We start from the raw sequence: 18,105 nt of genomic DNA, 5'->3' as shown, positions 1-18,105 counted from the left end.
GCGCGAATAGTCGCCATAGGGTGCCGGCCGAAGATAGGGAAGGGTATCTTCACTTAGGACGGCCTCAGATCAGCGCCCGGGGCGCGGAAAGGATGCACTGAATGCGACCACGTTTGAGCCGGATCGCCCGCCCGATCGTCACCGTCGTGTCGGTCCTCGCGGTGGTGAGCGGTCTGGCCGCCTGCTCGGGTTCTGACGAGTCCGACGACCTGCTGATCTACAACGCGCAGCATGAGTCGCTGACCAAGGAGTGGATCGACGCCTTCACCAAGGAGACCGGCATCGAAGTCTCCTACCGTCAGGGTGGCGACGCCGAACTGGGCAACCAGCTGGTCGCCGAGGGGGATGCCTCACCGGCCGACGTCTTCCTGACCGAGAACTCACCCGCCATGGCCGCCGTCGAACGCGCCGGGCTGTTCGCCGACCTCGACGCCGCCACGATCGATCAGGCGCCGGCGGCGTACCGCCCGGCCAGCGGGAAGTGGACCGGCGTCGCGGCACGCAGCACGGTCTTCGTCTACAACCCATCCCGGCTGCCGGCCGATCAGCTGCCGAAGTCCCTGCTCGATCTGCAGCGGCCCGAATGGAAGGGCCGTTGGGGCGCACCGCCGGCGAAGGCCGACTTCCAGGCGATCGTCGCCGCCCTGCTCCAGTTGGAGGGCGAGCCGGCGACGGCGCAGTGGCTGGCCGGGATGAAGCAGAACGCGGTCATCTACAACGACAACATCGCCACACTCAAGGCCGTCAACGCCGGTGAGGTCGACGGCGGCGTCATCTACCACTACTACTGGTTCCGCGATCAATCGAAGACCAAGGAGATCAGCGGCAACACCGCACTGCACTACTTCAAGAACGAGGACCCCGGCGCGTTCGTCAGCCTCTCCGGCGGCGGGGTGCTCGAATCGAGCGACAAGCAAGCCCAGGCGCAACAGTTCGTCACGTTCGTCACCGGCAGAACCGGCCAGGAGGTCCTCGAGAAGGGGACCTCGTTCGAGTACCCGGTCGCCAGCGGGGTGCCCGCCAATCCCGCTCTCCCCCCGCTGGACACGTTGCAGGCACCCGCGGTCGATCCCTCGACGCTGGAAGCCCAGAAGGTGACCGATCTGATGACGAAGGCTGGCTTGCTGTAGGTGCTCACCGCCGCCCCGCCCATCCCGCCCCCCGCGACACCGGTCACGCGGTCGGACAAGACCGCGCGGCCCGGCCCGTTGGTCTCCGGCACGGTGGCGATCCTGGTCGCCGCCACACTCATACCGCTGGGCTACGTGGTGTGGGGTGCGATCTCGATCGGGTGGAGCCGGGCGTACGAACTGGTGGTCCGGCCACGCGTCGGCGAGCTGCTGCTCAACACCGTCGCCCTGGTCGCGCTCACCGTTCCGCTGTGCGTGGTGATCGGCGTGGGTGTGGCGTGGGTGGTAGAACGCACCGACCTGCCCGGCCGGGCGATCTGGCGTCCGGTGTTCGTCGCCCCGCTGGCGGTGCCGGCATTCGTCAACAGCTACGCCTGGGTGGGCGTCATCCCTTCGCTGCACGGGTTGTGGGCCGGTGTCCTGGTCACCACGCTGTCCTACTTCCCGTTCGTGTACCTGCCCGCGGCCGCAACGCTGCGCCGGCTGGATCCGGCCGTCGAAGAGTCGGCGCGCGCGCTGGGATCCAACTCGGCCGGGGTCTTCTTCCGGGTCGTCCTCCCTCAGTTGCGGCTCGCCATCCTCGGCGGCGGACTGCTCATCGCGGTGCATCTGCTTGCCGAGTTCGGTGCGTTCGCCATGGTGCGTTTCGACACCTTCACCGTCGCGATCTTCCAGCAGTTCCAGGTGACGTTCGACGGCGCGGCGGGCAGCATGCTGGCCGGGGTGCTGGTGCTGCTGTGCCTGACGCTGCTCATCGCCGAGGCCGCCGCTCGCGGAACGGCGCGTTACGCCAGAATCGGGTCGGGGGCGCAACGTGCCGCCGCGCCGATGCACTTGGGCCCCGCCATGATCCCCACCCAGCTGACGCTGGCCACCCTGGCCGTGTTGGGCCTCGGCGTGCCGGTGTGGACGATCCTGCGCTGGCTCTACATCGGTGGCGCCGAGGTCTGGGCATTCGGCGGCATCGGTGCGGCACTCGGCCAGACTGTCGCGCTAGCCGGGACCGCGGCCCTGCTGACGACGGTGCTGGCATTTCCCGTCGCATGGGTGGCGGTGCGGTCGGGCGGCTTCCTCGCCCGCGCGGTGGAGGGCGCCAATTACGTGACGAGTTCGCTGCCCGGCATCGTCACCGCGCTGGCGCTGGTGACCGTCACCATCCACGTCGTCCGCCCGCTCTACCAGAGCGTGGCACTGATCGTGTTCGCCTACGTGCTGCTGTTCATGCCGCGTGCACTGGTCAACGTGCGCGCAGGGTTGGCCCAGGTGCCGACCGGCCTCGAGGAGGCGTCCCGCTCGCTGGGCCGCTCCCCGACCGTGACGTTCCTGCGAGTCACATTGCGCCTCACCGCACCCGCGGCGGCGGCCGGCGCTTCGATGGTTTTCGTCGCGGTGGCCACGGAACTGACCGCCACGCTGCTGCTCGCCCCCACCGGGACACGCACGCTGTCGATGCTGTTCTGGTCCTACGCCAGCGAACTGGACTACGCGGCTGCCGCGCCGTACGCGCTGGTGCTGGTCCTGCTCGCGGTTCCGGTGACGATGATCCTGCTCACGCAGTCGACGAAGGGGGTCGCCCAGTGACCGGCCCCGCCATGCTCGAAGCCCGTGCGCTCGCGAAGACGTTCCACGGCCACACGGTGCTCGATCACATCGACCTCGATCTCACCCAGGGCAGTCTCACCGCCATCGTCGGAGCGTCCGGATGCGGAAAGACCACCCTGTTGCGTCTGATCGCCGGGTTCGAGACCCCCGACGCCGGGACGATCGCCATCGCCGGCCGGCAGGTCGCCAGCGCGACGAGCGCGGTGCCGCCGCACCGCCGCAGCGTCGGATACGTCGCCCAGGACGGTGCCCTCTTCCCCCACCTGACGGTGGGCCAGAACGTCGCCTACGGCCTGTCCGGTACCGCCCGACGCTCCGCGGTGCGCACCCGGGTGGCCGAACTGCTCGAAACCGTGTCCCTTGAGCCCGGTCTCGCCTCGCGCCGTCCTCACCAACTGTCGGGCGGTCAGCAGCAGCGCGTCGCGCTGGCCCGCGCACTGGCCCGTGAACCGAACCTGATGCTGCTCGACGAACCGTTCAGCGCCTTGGACACCGGCCTGCGTGCGTCCACCCGAAAGGCCGTCGCGGGCCTCCTCACCCGGGCCGGGGTGACCACGCTGCTGGTGACCCACGACCAGGAGGAGGCGCTGTCGGTCGCCGACCAGGTGGCGGTCATGCGCGACGGCCGCTTCACCCAGGTGGGCACGCCCGAACAGGTCTACCGCCAACCGGTGGACCGGTTCACCGCCGAGTTCCTCGGCGACTGCATCACCCTGCCGTGCACCGTTTCGGCCAACGTGGCCGACAGCGCGCTCGGGCGCATCCCGGTGACGGCCGACGACGGTCCGGGCACCCTCGTGCTGCGCCCCGAACAACTCGTCGCGACCGTGGTCTCCGACAGTGGACAGCTCCAGCTCGACGGCCTCGGAACCGTCATCGCCACCGAATTCCTCGGCCACGACGTGCTGTTGACGATCGACCCGGACGGCGACGCCGCACCGATCGTCGTGCGGCAGAACAGCCTCGCCCCGCCGCCGGTCGAAGCCAAGGTGCGCATCCAGGTGGTGGGTCACGGAGCGGTGCTGACATGAGCCGCCTTGTCGACCACCTGCGCGCACAGGGGAGTCGAACCGCTGTGGGCACCGACTCGCAGCGGCTGTCCTACGGCGGACTCGCCGACCGGGTGTCCGAGGTCGCCGCTCGTCTGGGGGGCACCCGTCGCCTGGTGATGCTCGAGACCCGCAACGACGTCTCGGCGCTGGTGCACTACCTGGGGGCGCTCGCCGGTGGCCACGTGGTGCTGCCCGTCCCGGCGGGACGCGACCACGGTGAATTGACGGCTTCCTACGACCCCGACGTCGTCGTCGACGGGGCCGGCCTGCACCAACGCCGCGCCGGCAGCGTGCACGATTTGCACGACGACCTCGCGCTGCTGCTGTCGACGTCGGGCAGCACCGGCTCGCCGAAGCTGGTCCGGCTGTCGCGGGGCAACCTTCTCAGCAACGCCCACGCGATCGCCGACTACCTCGGCATCCGCCGAACCGATCGCGCCGCGACGACACTGCCGATGTCGTATTGCTACGGCCTGTCGGTGATCCACAGTCATCTGCTGCGCGGCGCCGCAGTCATCCTCACCGAACACTCCGTGGTCGACGACGAGTTCTGGGCGTTGTTCCGCCGCCACGGCGGCACTACCTTCGCCGGCGTGCCGTACACGTTCGATCTGCTCGACCGCGTCGGCTTCGGCGCCATGGACCTGCCGGATCTGCGCTACATCACCCAGGCCGGTGGACGGTTGGCACCCGAGCAGGTGCGACGCTACGCCCAACTCGGCGCCACGCGCGGCTGGCAACTGATCGTGATGTACGGCGCCACGGAAGCCACCGCCCGCATGGCCTACCTCCCACCCCACCTCGCCGCCGCGTATCCCGGCTGCATCGGCGTGCCGATCCCGGGCGGGTCGTTCACGATCGAACCGCTCGACGGCTGGCCGGCCGACGATGCCGCGGGCGAACTCGTGTACCGCGGCGACAACGTGATGATGGGCTACGCACACAGTTCGGTCGATCTGTCGCGCGGCGTCGAGGTCGATGCGCTGCACACCGGCGACATCGCCCGCCGCCGGCCGGACGGCCTCTACGAGGTGATCGGCCGCAGCAGCCGGTTCGTCAAGATATACGGCCTTCGCATCGATCTGCAGCGGATCGAGACGGCGTTGCGCGACCGCGGCGTGCCCGCGTTGTGCACCGACCTCGACGACCGCCTCGTCGTCGCCGCGGCCGCACGACACCGCCCGGCGCAAGTGGCGCAACTGGCCGCCGAGGCCGCGGGCGTGCCGTCGAGCGCGGTACACGCCGTCGCCGTCGACGAGCTGCCGATGCTGCCGACCGGCAAGCCGGACTACCCGGCGGTGCGGGCGTTGGCGGCCCCCGTCGAAGACTCCCCGCCGACCGCCGACCTGACGACGGTCTTCGCCGAGGTCCTGCACCTGGAGGAGGACGCCATCGACCCGGCCGCCAGCTTCATCGACCTCGGCGGCAACTCGCTGACGTACGTGGCGACGTCGGTCCGCCTGGAACGTGCGCTGGGCCGGCTTCCCACCGACTGGCAGCGCATCCCCCTGCGCGACCTGCAGGCCCGTGCGGTACCGCCGCGCCGACGCTGGACGGCCACCCTGGAGACCAGCGTCGCGCTACGCGCCGTCGCGATCGTGCTGATCGTCGGGTCGCACGCCACGCTGTTCGAACTGTGGGGCGGGGCGCATGTGCTGCTCGGCATCGCGGGGTACAACTTCGGCCGGTTCTGCCTCACACCCGCATCCCGCGCGCAGCGGGTGCAGCATCTGCGCACCGCGATCGCCTCGATCGCTGTCCCATCGGTGGTGTGGGTGGCGATCGCCATGTTGGTCACCGAGGACTATCACCTGTGGAACCTGTTGCTGGCCAACAAGTTCCTCGGTCCGCACGACAGTATGACCGCCGGGCGGCTGTGGTTCGTCGAGGTTCTGGTGTGGATCCTGGTCGCGCTGGCGGTGTTGATGGTGCTGCCGGCCGCCGACCGCGCCGAGCGGCGGTGGCCGTTCGAGTTCGCCGTGGTGTTCCTGGCCGCCGGGTTGGCACTGCGCTACGACGTACTCGGGCTTGAACTGGGCCGCGAAGCGTGGTTCACGATGCTGACCTTCTGGTTCTTCGCGGCCGGATGGGCGGCCGCAAAGGCCCGCACGCCGTGGCAGCGAATCGCGGTCACCGTGGCCCTGGTGGTCGGGTTGTCCGGGTATTTCGGGGACACCAACCGCGAGGTACTGGTGCTCTCGGGCTTCATGCTGCTGATCTGGTTGCCGGCGCTGCGCTGCCCGGCCGGGTTGACGGTCCTCGCTGGCGTCATCGCCGAGGCCTCGCTCTACACCTATCTCACGCACTTCCAGGTTTACGCCTTGTTCGAGGGACACCCGGTGCTGGGCGTCGCGGCATCGATCGCGGTGGGTGTGCTGCTGACCCAGGCGCTCACGCTGCTCCGCCGGCGGCTGCGCGACCGCAGGCCGGCCATCAGCGCGGCCGAGTTTCCCGCTCGGCGATGAGACCCTCCTGCGCCAGGGTCGCGGCGATGACGCCGTCGGCGCGGACCAGGCTCGCGGTGACCACCCCACGGCCGCGGGCGGCGGCGGGTGAGGTGGACTCCAGCACGTTCCACTCGTCGGCGCGCACCGGTTGGTGAAACCACACCGAAGAATCGGTGGTGCCGCTGCGATGGGTCCGCGCCCGCATGGAATGACGGTGCACCTGCAAGGCCGGGTCGATCATGTAGAGGTCGGTGACGTAGACCGTGATAAGGGTGTGCAGCAACGGATCGTCGGGGAGCGCCACGGTGGCGCGCCACCACAACCGGCGCACGAAATCCTCACCGGAGCCTTCGTCGGCGACGCGGAGGTCGAGTTCGTCGAGCGGCACCGACGGCGCCGGGCCGGGCGGTCCCGTCGGCTCCAGGACGTCCGGGCCCGGTGCGGGAATCCGGCGGCGGCCGTGTTCGGGACCCGACATGGGGACGGCGAACGACACCGTCGCGGTGGTCAGCAGCCGGCCGGCCTGGCGGGATTCGACGCGGCGGCATGCCGCGGTACGGCCGTCGTACACGGCGGTGACGTCGTAGTGCACCGGATCGCCCGCCTCACCGCCGCGCAGGAACTGCAGGTGCATGTTGGTCGGCGGCCGGTCGGAGTCCACGGTGCGCGCGGCCGCGGCGAGGCTCTGCGCAGCGAATTGACCGCCGTAGGCACGTTTGTCCGCCGGGCCGCTCGGCATCCCGACCCAGGTGTCCACCCCCTTCCCTGCGGCCACGTCGAGAAGCTCGAGCAGGCGGCTCATGCTCCGTCCGACCCTGTTGCCACCGAGCCTGATTCGGCCATTCGATCGAACTCCTCGGCGGTGATACCGAGCCACTCGGTGAGGACGTCCGCGGTGTCGTCACCCAGCGCGGGCGCGGCCACGGCGGGCGGATAGGTGCCGTCGATCGCCACCGGCAGCCCGGGAGCCAGGTAGCGGCCGACGCGCGGTTGGTCGAGTGCGGTGAAGAGCGGATTGTGGGTGACCCGGTCGTCGGCTGCCACTTCCGCGAAGCTGCGGTAGCGCTCCCACAACACCGACGTGCCCGACAGCGCCGACGCCACCTCGTCAGCGGTGTGAGCACTGAACCAGACGGTGAACAACCCGGTCAGCGCGTCACGGTGACGGTAGCGGTCCCCTTCGTCGGTGAAGTCGGCGCCGAGTGCGCCACCCAGTGCGCCGACGGCGGCGGCGGTCCCGGTCAGTTCGGTGAGGTCGCGGAAGTGCCGATTGGTCAGCGCCACCACCATGAACGCGGCACCATCGCCGGTGAGGAAGTTCTGCCCGTAGGTGCCGTAGAGCGAGTTGCCCAGGCGCGGACGCGATTGCGCAGTCACCATCGCCTCGGTGAGGAATGCGAGGTTGCCCGCGGTGGCCAGCGCGACGTTTTCCAGTGCGATGCTGATCCGGGCGCCGGCGCCGGCGGTGTCGCGGCGGCGCAGGGCGGTGGTGACTGCCAGCGCGGCATACAGTCCGCAGGACACGTCCCACGCCGGCAGCACGTGGTTGACCGGGGCGGCCAGTTCGGGCGGTCCCGTCACCAGGGGGAACCCGGTGGCCGCGTTGACGGTGTAATCCACCGCGGTGCCGCCGTCGGCGCGCCCCGAGACTTCGACGTGGATGAGATCCCGGCGATGGGACGCCAGCGTGTCGTACGAACACCACTGCCGCCCACCGACGTTGGTGATCAACACCCCGGCTTCGACGATCAGGCGGGCCACCAGCTCCTGACCTTCGGCACTGCGCATGTCCACGGCGACCGAACGCTTGCCCTTGTTCAAGCCAGCCCAGTAGATGCTGTCCCCGGCGTCGGTGACCGGCCAGCGCCGGTAGTCGGCGGCGCCCCCGACCGGATCGACACGGATCACTTCGGCACCCAGCTGCGTCAACGTCATCCCCGCCAGCGGTACCGCCACGAAGCTGGAGATCTCGACGATGCGCACGCCGGCGAGCGGCCGGACCGGATCCGTTGCGGGCATCCGCTCAAGTTAGCAAGAGCTCAACCGCCAGCCGTTCCGGCCAGCTTGATGGCGGCCGCCTCGATGGCGTCCTCGCTCAGCAGCGACTGAAGTGCGGCGTCGCCGAGCGGAATGAAGCTGTCGCGGCTGGCCACCCGCTCGACGCGGCCGGTGTACCCGTGGGCCAGCAGCGCGGCGAGTATGCCTTCGCCCACGCCGCCGGTCTCGCGGGTCTCGTCGACGGTCAGCACCCGCCCGGAGGCCTGCGCTTCGCGGAGCATGTCGTCGACGGGCAACGGTGCGAGCCAACGCAGATCGACGACGCGGGTCGCGATGTGCAGGCGTTCGAGCCGCCGCGCGACCCGCAGGCTCATCCACAGGCCGTTGCCGAAGGTCAGGACCGTCAGGTCGGTGCCGTCGCCGTAGGTTCGCGCCCGCCCGATCGGCGCCGGCGCCCGGGTCAGCGGTGCCAGCCACTGTTCGTCGCCGTCGGTGTGCAGATCCTTGGTGTGGTAAAGCGCGTTGACGTTCCTCCGCACGGCTGAAAGTCGGGGGATTCCAACCTGTTAGACGGGTTGGAGCAGTAATTCCTCGCGGTTTCCTGCTGGTTCCTGCGTCGACGTCACCGCAACACCCGCAGGCGCTGTGGTTTCTCGGCAGGCGGTGACCGCAAGCCCTGCGGCCAATACATTCTTGGCGGCGTTCACATCAGCGTGTACGGGCCCGTGCGGGCAGTTTGTGCACCGAAACACCGCTTGGCTCTCACGGGATTCCGGGTCAACATGCCCACACACCGGACACCGTTGCGACGTGAAGGCCGCCGGAACCTTGATCACCTGTGTCCCGGCATAACGCGACACAGACCTCAACGCTTGCTCGAACCGATACCATCCTTTCCCCAGTACAGCCCGATTCAAACCGGATTTACTCGACGCGCCGTTCGGCAGGAACGCCCCGGCGTTGCCGGGATCTTCGACCCGAGCAGCACGGCGCGTCATGTTGCGGGTCTTGAGATCTTCGAGCACCACGACTGCGTTCGACTGGGCCAGGCGGTGCGCGGTCTGGACGCAGAAATCCTGGCGGCGGTGCCGCTCAGTGGCCCGCAACTTCGCCAGAGCCCGCCGGGTCTTGGTGCGGTTTGCCGACCCCTTGGCCGCGCGGGACAGCCTGCGTTGCAGCGCTACCAGGCGGCGGCGTTCACCGGTCGTGACGAACTCCCGGTCAGCCAGCTCACCGTCGCTGGTGGCCACCGCCACCACACCACGATCCACCCCCACCGCGGTCCCCGGGGCGGCGTGCTCTGCCGGGGCCGCGATCCCGTCGTCGACGAGCAACGACACGAACCAGTGCGCACCGTCCCGCGACAGGGTGGCCGAGCGGACGGTTTCCCCCTGCAGGCTGCGTGACGCCCGGAATTTCACCCACCCAAGCTTGGGCAGCTTCACCCGCGCATGTTTGCAGCTGAGCTTCTCCACCACCATCTTGTTGCCCTCGGGGAACCGGAACGACGGCGCCCACCGCCGACCCGAACGCCAATGCACCCGAAACGTCCCCTGCTCACGGCACGCCTTATCCAGATCCATCAGTGTCTGCTGCAGGCAGTGCCCGAAACGTCTCTGAGCCACGAATGCTCAGTCTTGGCTTCGGCCAACTCTTTGGCCTGGGGCCCGTAGTTCATCCACGCCCGCGGCGGCGGTATTCACCGCGCTGCTCCAACCCGGTGTTCCACACCGCCCGACACACTGCCCCGATCTGCTCGGCGAACACCGCCTGCGCGTCGGTGAACTCCACCCGAAACCGCCGCCCCGTCACCACGATCTCAACGATCCTTCTGCGACTCGACGTAGCGGTTGATCACCGACAACGGTGCCCCACCCACCGTCGCCACGAAATACGAATTCGTCCACAATGTCGGCAACCGCGATTTCAGCCACGAGAACTCCTGCCGCAGCAGCCGCGAGGACCTGCCCTTGATGGCCTTCACCAGCTTGTGAACCCCCAACTGCGGGTCGACCTCCACCAGCAGATGCACGTGCTCAGGCATGGTCTCCATCTCGATCAACCATGCCCCCTTCTCCTCGATCACCTCGACGATGATGTCCTTGAGCCGCTGCTCCATCCGCCCGCCGATCACCTTGCGTCTGTATTTCGGGCACCAGACAACGTGATAGGCGCACCCGAACGCGATATTCGCGTTCGTCCGCAACGTAACACCCACACCCGACAACATTAGACAGCGATCAACCATCTAATGTTTCAACACGCCGGAACCGTACCCGCGCAGTGGCCACCCAAAGCAGGAACTTGACGCGCTCACCCCCATGCCTGAAGGCAGGGGTCCGCCGCGCTACCTACTTTCGATCGGCATGCCCTGGTAGGCGGTGTGCATGGCGGTGTTGAGCGCACCGACCGCGGTGGAGTGGTTGACCGACGCGTCGCCGAAACTGCACACGGTGACCGCGTCATCCGGCCAGTGGCACGGCACGCGCAGTTTGCGGGCACGGTCCGTCGAGAACGCCACCCCCACCGCGCGCGGCAGGTGCGAGGCGATGGTGCTGGTCTGTGGGATGATGCTGAGGTCGGCGCGGCCGAACACCTTGTGCCGCCCACCGGAGATGGGCTCGTCGGTGGCCGCGACCAGACCGAGCAGCACATCCCGGATCCCACGGGTCAGTCCGCCGTCGACCTGCTGGGCGCGGGCGAGGAAAAACCCACCCGAGCGGTAGTGCAGCAGCGCCGGATCGGTTGGCCGCAGCGCCGTTGCCACCGCGGCGTTGCTCTCCTGGCCGGACGATCCGATCGTGTAGTAACCGCGGCCTCGCGACCGCAACCACCGGGCGGCCAGATCGAGGTGCCGGCTGGCCAATACGGCGTCGAACAGCGAAAGCAGCTCTGCGCGAACTGGTCCACGGGGCGCAGGGGGCTCGCTCTCAGTTGCGTGATCGTCGTCGTGAAGTACTCGTCGAGCGCTTCATTTCTGGTGCTGCCCACCGGGCCTCCTGAACTAGCGCCGTGCCCGGCGGAACGCGGACATTTCCGTCAACGCCTCGCCGATGACGAGAGTATGCACCTCGCTGATGCCCTCATAGGCCAGCACCGATCGGGAATTGCCGGGGTGCCGCATCACTACACCAAATCGATGGCTTCGGCGATCGAGGGCAGCACCCGGCTGGGGCGGAACGGATACCTCTCGACGTCCTCGATGTTCGTCGAACCGGTGAGCACGAGGATGGTCTCCAGGCCCGCCTCGATGCCCGCGACGACGTCGGTGTCCATCCGGTCGCCGACCATCACAGTGCCCTCCGAGTGGGCCTCGATGCGGTTGAGCGCGCTGCGGAACATCATCGGGTTCGGTTTGCCCACGAAATACGGCTCCCGGCCGGTGGCCTTGGTGATCATGGCCGCCACCGAGCCCGTCGCCGGAAGCGGTCCCTGCGCGGAAGGCCCGGTCACGTCGGGGTTGGTGGCGATGAACCGGGCACCGCCGAGGATCAGCCGGACCGCCTTGGTGATCGCCTCGAACGAGTAGGTCCGGGTCTCCCCCAGCACCACGAAAGCCGGCTCGAGGTCGGTCAGCGTGTATCCCGCTTCGTGCAGCGCCGTAGTCAGCCCGGCCTCTCCGATGACGTAGGCCGACCCGCCCGGCAACTGGTCACTGAGGAAGGTCGCCGTGGCCATAGCCGACGTCCAGATGGACTGTTCCGGCACGATGAGCCCGGACCGCGCCAGCCGCGCCGCCAGGTCCCGCGGGGTGAAGATCGAGTTGTTCGTCAAGACCAGGAACGGCCGCTCCCGTTCGACGAGCCGGGCGAGGAACTCGGCGGCACCGGGAAGGGCGTGTTCTTCGCGGACGAGCACGCCGTCCATGTCGGTCAGCCAGCATCTGGCAGTGGAGCGCACGTGCTCAGTCTGTCACTGTGCCGGGCCCGCACCGGCTAATCGCCGACCCACGATCGCGGCATTCGACGCCATCGCCGACGAACTGAGGTGAGAGCCACCTACTCGGGCAACCGCAGTTCCGGCTTCTCCACCTCTTCGATGTTGACGTCCTTGAACGTGATGACCCGGACCTGTTTGACGAACCGAGCGGGCCGGTACATGTCCCACACCCACGCATCGGCCAACCGCAGCTCGAAATAGACCTCGCCGTTGGCGTTGCGGGGCACCATCTCGACGCTGTTGGCGAGGTAGAACCGCCGTTCGGTCTCGACCACATAGCTGAACTGCCCGACGATGTCCTTGTACTCCCGGTACAGCGACAGCTCCATCTCGGTTTCGTACTTCTCGAGATCCTCGGCGCTCATCAGTACTGCTGTCCTTCATGTCGGTATGGCATGGCCGGTCGGTCTTCCCCGCTCATCGCAATCCTCCCCCTATCCGGGTTCACAGCACTGCCCGGGTTCGGCGTCGGTCAACCCCTCGCTGATCTGCCAAGTACCCGCAGTGACCAACCGGCGCACGTTGATGAACGAATAGCGGTGCTGCGGACACGGCCCGAGTTCGGCCAACGCGGCGGTGTGCGCCGGTGTGCTGTATCCCTTGTGTTCGGCGAATCCGTAGCCGGGATGCTGGCGTTCCATCCCCGCCATCAACCGGTCACGGCTCACCTTGGCCAACACGCTGGCCGCCGCGATACAGGCGGCCGCTGCATCGCCACCGACGACCGGCAACGACGGCATCGGCAGCCCCGGCACCCGGAACCCGTCGGACAGAACGTAACCCGGCTGCACGGGCAGACCCGCAACCGCCCGCCGCATCCCCTCGATGTTCGCCACGTGTACGCCGCGGCGGTCCACCTCTTCGGACGGGATGAACACCACGTGGTGGGCCAGCGAATAACGGCGGATCAGCGGGAACAACCGCTCTCGCTCTTTCTCGCCCAGCTTCTTCGAATCATCGAGCGCGGCGAGACTCGCCAACCGGTTCGGGCCCAGGACGCACGCTGCCACCACGAGCGGGCCGGCGCAGGCACCCCTGCCCACCTCGTCCACTCCCGCCACCGGTCCGAGCCCGTTGCGGTACAGCGCGGACTCCAGCGTGCGCAGACCTGATGCCTTGCGGATCACCGTTCGCGGCGGCCACGACGCCGGCAAGCTCAGGCCCTCGGCTCTTCGCGCAAGCGGCTCATCTCAGGCCCTCGGCTCTTCGCGCAAGCGGCTCATCTCAGGCCCTCGGCTCTTCGCGCAAGCGGCTCATCTCAGGCCCTCGGCTCTTCGCGCAAGCGGCTCATCTCAGGCCCTCGGCTCTTCGCGCAAGCGGCTCATCTCAGGCCCTCGGCTCTTCGCGCAAGCGGCTCATCTCAGGCCCTCGGCTCTTCGCGCAAGCGGCTCATCTCAGATCCTCGGCTCCTACGGGTGTCTACTGGTTCGGGTTGGCGGTCTGCGGGTTCACCGATCCCACCCCGCCCCATCTCCCCGGCGGCCAGGCGATGAACCGTGCCTTCCCGATCACGTTGCCCACCGGAATGGTGCCCGCTTCGGGGTCACCGGTGCACAGCAGGCCGCGCTGCGCGTCACCGGGCAGGTTCGTGCAGTGCGCGCGCGAGTCGGCCGAATGGGTGCGGTTGTCCCCCATCACCCACAGCTTGTCCTCCGGGACGGTGACCGGCCCGAACTCGTTGCCCAGGCAGGGGTAGACGGCAGGGTCGGCCATCATCGTCTCGGGGTCCAGGTACGGCTCCACGAGCTCTTTGCCGTCGACGGTCAGCCCGGTGGCCGCGCGGCACTCGACAGTCTGACCGCCCACCGCAATCACCCGTTTGACCAGGTCGTTCTCGTCCGGCGGCACGAATCCCACGACGGAGAGCGCGTTCTGCGCGAAGCGGATGACTGGATTGTCCGACCGTATCGACTCGTAGCCGATGTTCCAGTTGGGCGGGCCCTTGAACACGATGACGTCGCCGGGTTCCGGTTCGGCGAACCGGTAGGTCAGCTTGTCCACCATGATGCGGTCGCCGACGCAGCCCGGACATCCGTGCAGCGTGGGTTCCATCGACTCCGACGGGATCAAGTACGGCCGCGCGACGAACGTGAGCATCACGTAGTACAAGACAATAGCGATGGTGACCAGGATGGCGAGCTCGCGTAGCGCGGAGTGTTTGCGGCCGGGGGTCTCGTCCTGGTCGTCGACGTGCGGTTCGGCGTCGGACTCAACCTTGCCGACGACGTCCTCGGCCGACGACTCGGGGCTATCGGTCACGGCTTCACACTAGCCAGCACACCGACCGACGCCCGACAGCGGCGCCGGCGGTCAGCGCTTCTCCTTGATCTTGGCCTTCTTGCCACGGAGCTCACGCAGGTAGTAAAGCTTCGCGCGGCGTACGTCACCGCGGGTGACGACGTCGATGTGGTCGATGTTGGGCGAATGCACGGGGAACGTGCGCTCCACGCCCACGCCGTAACTCTCCTTGCGCACCGTGAAGGTCTCGCGGATGCCACCGCCCTGGCGCCGGATGACGACACCCTTGAAGACCTGGATGCGCTCCTTCGAGCCCTCGATCACCTTCACGTGAACGTTGACGGTGTCGCCGGGGCCGAAAGCCGGGATGTCGTCGCGCAGCGACGACTGATCGACAAAGTCCAGCGTGTTCATCGGTGACACTTCCTTGTTGCTTGGGCATGGGCAGGCTGCGTAGGACAGCGCGCGCCGGGCCGGTGGTTACGGACGCTTTCGGGGCGTATCTCGCAGCGGACCGCAGGGCGCCACCCCACGTCCTGCGCGGACAACTGCTCAATTGTGCCAGACGGGCCCCGGTCCGGTGAAATCGCCGCCTCGCGGCGTTCTTTCGTGACCGACGCTGATCAGCGACGCACCTGGGTAAAGGTTAGGGTTGAATTACCTGTTACGCGGCACCCGATGCGGCGGACGGATTCCCGCCACGGGCGCCCCGGCTATCGATAAGGAGAGCCATGCGACGGCCGTCGATGCTGTTGACGGCCACCGCCGCGAGCGTGGTCGCGGCGGTGGCCGTCTCGGGGTGTGACGCCCGTGGGTACGGCACGACGCCACTTCCGGACGCCCCGCCCCTCACCGTCGTCGCACCACAGGGCGCCATGGCGCCGCTCCCCGAGGCCGCACCCGACCAGCCCGCCGCATCGTTCAACGGGCTCCACGACCGGGCGCGGCTGGCGACCGACCAGGCCGCCGAGGCGGGTGCCGACATCACTGTGCTGATCAAGGACCGCAACACCGGACAGATGGTGTCCAACGGTAACGGTCGCAGTATGGCGATCGCGTCAGTGGTGAAGCTTTTCATCGCCGACGACCTGCTGCTCAGGGGTGGACGGTTGTCGCCCGAGGAGCGCGGATCGTTCGAATCGATGCTGCGGTCATCCGACGACAGCGCGGCCGAGGTGTTCTGGAATCGGGGCGGCGGCAGCGCGATCGTCACCCGCGTGGCGCAGCGATACGGCTTGAGCGGCACCCGCCCGCCCGACGACGGCCGATGGTGGAACACCGTCAGCACCGCCGCGGACCTGGTGCGCTATTACGACATGTTGCTCTCGGGCGCCGGCGGTCTGGCGCGGGTCAAGGCCGACATGATCGTCGACAACCTCGCCGCGTCGACGCCCAACGGAATCGACGGCACCCAGCCCGGCGGGGTGTACCCGCAACGCTTCGGCATCCCGGAGGGCCTGTACGCGGTACCGGTGGCGGTCAAGCAGGGCTGGATGTGCTGCATCGGCTCAGACTGGATGCACCTGTCGACCGGCGTCATCGGTGCGGACCGCCGCTACATCGTGGTGATCGGGTCCGACCAGCCGGCCGGCGCCGACGAAGCCCGGGCCACGATCACCAGGGCGGTCAAGACGATGTTCCCGGGCGGCCGGATCTAATTCCCGCTCAGCAGGTCCGGCCGTCTTTCCCGGGTCCGGGCCAGCGCCTGCTGGCGCCGCCACGACGCAACTTTCGCGTGATCGCCGGACAGCAGCACTGAGGGCACCTCCAGTCCGCGCCAACTAGGCGGCCGCGTGTAGCTCGGCCCCTCGAGCAGTCCCGCGGAGTGCGAATCGTCGGCGTGTGAGGCGGGGTTGCCGAGCACCTCGGGCAGCAGCCGCACGACGGCCTCGACCATCACCAGCGTCGCGGACTCACCGCCGTTGAGCACGTAATCGCCGATGGACACCTCCGCCACCCGCATCCGCCGGGCGGCGTCGTCGACGACCCGCTGATCGATGCCCTCATAGCGTCCGCAGGCGAACACCAGATGCCGCTCGGTGCTCCACCGTTGCGCGGTGGCCTGGTCGAATAGCCGCCCCGCCGGGGTGGGCACCACCAGCAGCGTGTCTTCGGTGCAGACGTCGTCGAGTGCGGCTCCCCACACCGGTGCCTTCATCACCATGCCCGGACCGCCGCCGTACGGCGCATCGTCGACCGAACGATGCACGTCGTGGGTCCACGCGCGCAGGTCGTGTACGCCGAGTTGGATACGTCCGGATTGGACGGCCTTGCCCGGCAGGGATTCTCGGAGAGGATCGAGGTAGCGCGGGAAGATCGTGATGACGTCAATGAGCACCGCTGCGCATCCCCCTACTCCAGGTCCAGCAGACCCTCGGGCGGATCGATATCCAGCAGGCCCGCGGCCAGCGACACGCGCGGCACGATCGCCGTGACGAACGGCACCAGCACCTCGGCGCCCTCGGGAGTCTTCACCGAGAGCAGTTCGCCGGCCGCGGTGTGCAGGACCTCGACCACGGTGCCGACGTCGACACCGTCGACCGTGCGCACCCGTAGTCCCTCCAGCTGATGGTCGTAGTACTCGTCGGGATCCTCGATGGGCGGCAGTTCATCGGTGTCGACCAAAAACACCGTTCCGCGCAGCGCGTCGGCGGCGGCCCGGTCGGCCACCCCGTCGAGCCGCAGCAGCAGCCGACCGCCGTGCGGGCGAACGGATTGGATGACGAAGCGGCGTTCCGCGCCACCGTTGGCAAACCTGCCGCGCAACTGGGCGCCCGGAACGAACCGCGCGTCGGGGTCGTCGGTGCGGACCTCGACGACCAGTTCACCGGTGACGCCGTGCGCCTTGGCCACCCGCCCGACTACGAGGTCCATGAACGGTTCTCATTCGCTACTGGTCGGTGTCCACCACGTCGACGCGGATACCCCGCCCGCCGATACCGGCGACCAGGGTGCGCAGCGCCGTCGCCGTGCGACCCCCGCGGCCGATCACCTTGCCGAGATCGTCCGGGTGCACGTGCACCTCGACTGTCCGTCCGCGCCGGTTGGTCACCATGTCCACGCGCACATCGTCGGGATTGTCGACGATTCCCCGGACGAGATGCTCGACGGCGTCGACGACGACTGAACTCACGGTGTCCGCTCAGCTCTCGGTGGCGCCGGCGACCGTGGCGTCCTCGCCTTCAGCGGCCGGCTCGGACTTGTCGGCGTTACCGGCGGGATCGGCTGTCGCCTCGATGTCGGAAGCCGCCTGCCCGGCTTTCTTCGCCGCCGGCGCCTTCTTCTTCTTCGGCTGGGTCGCCTCGGTGCTGGGCCCGCCCTCGGCCTCGGCCAGCGCGGCGTTGAACAGATCGAGCTTGCTGGGCTTGGGTTCCTTGACCTTCAACGTGCCCTCCGCGCCGGGCAGACCCTTGAACTTCTGCCAGTCACCGGTGATCTTGAGCAGCTGCAGCACCGGCTCGGTGGGCTGGGCGCCGACGCCGAGCCAGTACTGGGCCCGCTCGGAGTCGACCTCGATGAGGCTGGGCTCTTCCTTGGGGTGGTAACGGCCGATGACCTCGATGGAGCGGCCGTCGCGGCGGGTGCGCGCGTCGGCGACGACGATGCGGTACTGGGGGTTGCGGATCTTGCCCAGACGGGTCAGCTTGATCTTGACAGCCATGGTGAAGCGATACTCCTCATGCGTTGCCACGCTGCAAT

At 68.4% G+C, this 18,105-nt stretch carries 19 protein-coding genes and 2 pseudogenes; 5 read left to right on the top strand and 16 right to left on the bottom strand.

Going from position 1 to position 18,105, the window contains the following annotated elements; translation table 11 throughout:
- The first annotated feature begins 101 nt into the window (after nucleotides 1-101).
- Genes G6N07_RS06810 through G6N07_RS06795 form a run of 4 tightly spaced genes read left to right on the top strand, consistent with a single transcriptional unit; the run spans nucleotide 102 to nucleotide 6,249 of the window.
- Nucleotides 102-1,130 (top strand): iron ABC transporter substrate-binding protein, encoded by a 1,029-nt coding sequence (locus G6N07_RS06810; RefSeq protein ID WP_085192776.1) that lies wholly within the window; start codon nucleotides 102-104, stop codon nucleotides 1,128-1,130.
- A complete protein-coding gene (locus tag G6N07_RS06805; RefSeq protein ID WP_085192775.1) occupies nucleotides 1,131-2,711 on the top strand; it encodes an ABC transporter permease in 1,581 nt (526 codons plus the stop codon).
- Between the two features lie 11 nt (nucleotides 2,712-2,722).
- Nucleotides 2,723-3,763: an ABC transporter ATP-binding protein gene (locus tag G6N07_RS06800; protein ID WP_275990243.1), complete on the top strand. Its 1,041-nt coding sequence runs from the start codon at nucleotides 2,723-2,725 to the stop codon at nucleotides 3,761-3,763.
- Nucleotides 3,760-6,249 (top strand): AMP-binding protein, encoded by a 2,490-nt coding sequence (locus G6N07_RS06795; RefSeq protein WP_085192773.1) that lies wholly within the window; start codon nucleotides 3,760-3,762, stop codon nucleotides 6,247-6,249. The genes G6N07_RS06800 and G6N07_RS06795 overlap by 4 nt, the downstream gene beginning before the upstream one ends.
- Here the strand turns inward: G6N07_RS06795 and G6N07_RS06790 are convergent.
- The 12 genes and pseudogenes from G6N07_RS06790 to rplS all read right to left on the bottom strand — a co-directional run bounded on the left by G6N07_RS06790 (nucleotide 6,218) and on the right by rplS (nucleotide 14,820).
- Nucleotides 6,218-7,033: an acyl-CoA thioesterase gene (locus tag G6N07_RS06790; RefSeq protein ID WP_085192772.1), complete on the bottom strand. Its 816-nt coding sequence runs from the start codon at nucleotides 7,031-7,033 to the stop codon at nucleotides 6,218-6,220. The two genes, G6N07_RS06795 and G6N07_RS06790, sit on opposite strands and share 32 nt — an antisense overlap.
- Nucleotides 7,030-8,250: a CoA transferase gene (locus G6N07_RS06785; protein ID WP_085192771.1), complete on the bottom strand. Its 1,221-nt coding sequence runs from the start codon at nucleotides 8,248-8,250 to the stop codon at nucleotides 7,030-7,032. Before G6N07_RS06785 ends, G6N07_RS06790 begins: the two co-directional genes overlap by 4 nt.
- A 20-nt stretch (nucleotides 8,251-8,270) precedes the next feature.
- Nucleotides 8,271-8,750 (bottom strand): annotated as a pseudogene (locus tag G6N07_RS06780) (transketolase C-terminal domain-containing protein); the annotation flags it as partial.
- Nucleotides 8,751-8,795: 45 nt separating this feature from the next.
- Nucleotides 8,796-9,854: an RNA-guided endonuclease InsQ/TnpB family protein gene (locus tag G6N07_RS06775; RefSeq protein ID WP_244949051.1), complete on the bottom strand. Its 1,059-nt coding sequence runs from the start codon at nucleotides 9,852-9,854 to the stop codon at nucleotides 8,796-8,798.
- Nucleotides 9,855-9,903: 49 nt separating this feature from the next.
- On the bottom strand, nucleotides 9,904-10,044 hold the full coding sequence (locus G6N07_RS20220) for a helix-turn-helix domain-containing protein (protein ID WP_244949050.1): 141 nt from the start codon (nucleotides 10,042-10,044) through the stop codon (nucleotides 9,904-9,906).
- A 4-nt stretch (nucleotides 10,045-10,048) separates the two neighbouring features.
- Complete coding sequence (gene tnpA, locus G6N07_RS06770) at nucleotides 10,049-10,447, bottom strand: IS200/IS605 family transposase (RefSeq protein ID WP_163784126.1); 399 nt, start codon at nucleotides 10,445-10,447, stop codon at nucleotides 10,049-10,051.
- A gap of 141 nt (nucleotides 10,448-10,588) precedes the next feature.
- Nucleotides 10,589-11,163, bottom strand: a pseudogene (locus tag G6N07_RS06765) (thiamine pyrophosphate-dependent enzyme); the annotation flags it as partial.
- Between the two features lie 192 nt (nucleotides 11,164-11,355).
- Nucleotides 11,356-12,129, bottom strand: coding sequence for an HAD-IIA family hydrolase (locus G6N07_RS06760; RefSeq protein WP_085188860.1), 774 nt, complete (start codon nucleotides 12,127-12,129; stop codon nucleotides 11,356-11,358).
- 98 nt (nucleotides 12,130-12,227) lie between these two features.
- Complete coding sequence (locus tag G6N07_RS06755) at nucleotides 12,228-12,533, bottom strand: DUF2469 domain-containing protein (protein WP_011559372.1); 306 nt, start codon at nucleotides 12,531-12,533, stop codon at nucleotides 12,228-12,230.
- A gap of 69 nt (nucleotides 12,534-12,602) precedes the next feature.
- Nucleotides 12,603-13,322 (bottom strand): ribonuclease HII, encoded by a 720-nt coding sequence (locus G6N07_RS06750; RefSeq protein WP_085188862.1) that lies wholly within the window; start codon nucleotides 13,320-13,322, stop codon nucleotides 12,603-12,605.
- A gap of 265 nt (nucleotides 13,323-13,587) precedes the next feature.
- On the bottom strand, nucleotides 13,588-14,427 hold the full coding sequence (gene lepB / locus G6N07_RS06745) for a signal peptidase I (RefSeq protein WP_085188864.1): 840 nt from the start codon (nucleotides 14,425-14,427) through the stop codon (nucleotides 13,588-13,590).
- 51 nt (nucleotides 14,428-14,478) lie between these two features.
- Complete coding sequence (gene rplS, locus G6N07_RS06740) at nucleotides 14,479-14,820, bottom strand: 50S ribosomal protein L19 (RefSeq protein WP_011559369.1); 342 nt, start codon at nucleotides 14,818-14,820, stop codon at nucleotides 14,479-14,481.
- Nucleotides 14,821-15,137: 317 nt separating this feature from the next.
- On the opposite strand from rplS, the gene G6N07_RS06735 reads away from it, so the two are divergent.
- Nucleotides 15,138-16,064, top strand: coding sequence for a serine hydrolase (locus tag G6N07_RS06735; protein WP_085188866.1), 927 nt, complete (start codon nucleotides 15,138-15,140; stop codon nucleotides 16,062-16,064).
- On the opposite strand, the gene trmD is transcribed toward G6N07_RS06735, so the two are convergent.
- Genes trmD through rpsP form a run of 4 tightly spaced genes read right to left on the bottom strand, consistent with a single transcriptional unit; the run spans nucleotide 16,061 to nucleotide 18,067 of the window.
- Nucleotides 16,061-16,744 carry a tRNA (guanosine(37)-N1)-methyltransferase TrmD gene (trmD, locus tag G6N07_RS06730; RefSeq protein ID WP_085188868.1) on the bottom strand — a complete coding sequence of 228 codons (684 nt, stop codon included), beginning with the start codon at nucleotides 16,742-16,744 and terminating at the stop codon, nucleotides 16,061-16,063. The two genes, G6N07_RS06735 and trmD, sit on opposite strands and share 4 nt — an antisense overlap.
- 14 nt (nucleotides 16,745-16,758) lie before the next feature.
- The gene (gene rimM, locus G6N07_RS06725) at nucleotides 16,759-17,280 is read right to left on the bottom strand and encodes a ribosome maturation factor RimM (protein WP_085188870.1); all 522 of its coding nucleotides are present in this window, start codon (nucleotides 17,278-17,280) and stop codon (nucleotides 16,759-16,761) included.
- A 16-nt stretch (nucleotides 17,281-17,296) separates the two neighbouring features.
- Nucleotides 17,297-17,539, bottom strand: a complete 243-nt coding sequence (locus tag G6N07_RS06720) for an RNA-binding protein (protein WP_003928628.1) — start codon at nucleotides 17,537-17,539, stop codon at nucleotides 17,297-17,299.
- A gap of 9 nt (nucleotides 17,540-17,548) precedes the next feature.
- Complete coding sequence (gene rpsP, locus G6N07_RS06715; RefSeq protein ID WP_085188872.1) at nucleotides 17,549-18,067, bottom strand: 30S ribosomal protein S16; 519 nt, start codon at nucleotides 18,065-18,067, stop codon at nucleotides 17,549-17,551.
- Between the last annotated feature and the right edge of the window lie 38 nt (nucleotides 18,068-18,105).

The organism is Mycolicibacterium doricum, assembly GCF_010728155.1.
In the GTDB taxonomy this organism is placed as follows: domain Bacteria; phylum Actinomycetota; class Actinomycetes; order Mycobacteriales; family Mycobacteriaceae; genus Mycobacterium; species Mycobacterium doricum.
Note: the sequence above shows the minus strand (reverse complement) of the source record. Positions and strands in the feature narration are given on the sequence as shown.

Bases quoted from the DNA above. Each gene is read 5' to 3' on its own strand.
- G6N07_RS06755 (WP_011559372.1), bottom strand. From the start codon at position 12,533: ATGAGCGCCGAGGATCTCGAGAAGTACGAAACCGAGATGGAGCTGTCG.
- rplS (WP_011559369.1), bottom strand. From the start codon at position 14,820: ATGAACACGCTGGACTTTGTCGATCAGTCGTCGCTGCGCGACGACATC.
- rimM (WP_085188870.1), bottom strand. From the start codon at position 17,280: ATGGACCTCGTAGTCGGGCGGGTGGCCAAGGCGCACGGCGTCACCGGT.
- G6N07_RS06790 (WP_085192772.1), bottom strand. From the start codon at position 7,033: ATGAGCCGCCTGCTCGAGCTTCTCGACGTGGCCGCAGGGAAGGGGGTG.
- G6N07_RS06810 (WP_085192776.1), top strand. From the start codon at position 102: ATGCGACCACGTTTGAGCCGGATCGCCCGCCCGATCGTCACCGTCGTG.
- rpsP (WP_085188872.1), bottom strand. From the start codon at position 18,067: ATGGCTGTCAAGATCAAGCTGACCCGTCTGGGCAAGATCCGCAACCCC.
- G6N07_RS06735 (WP_085188866.1), top strand. From the start codon at position 15,138: ATGCGACGGCCGTCGATGCTGTTGACGGCCACCGCCGCGAGCGTGGTC.
- G6N07_RS06795 (WP_085192773.1), top strand. From the start codon at position 3,760: ATGAGCCGCCTTGTCGACCACCTGCGCGCACAGGGGAGTCGAACCGCT.
- G6N07_RS06800 (WP_275990243.1), top strand. From the start codon at position 2,723: ATGCTCGAAGCCCGTGCGCTCGCGAAGACGTTCCACGGCCACACGGTG.
- G6N07_RS06785 (WP_085192771.1), bottom strand. From the start codon at position 8,250: ATGCCCGCAACGGATCCGGTCCGGCCGCTCGCCGGCGTGCGCATCGTC.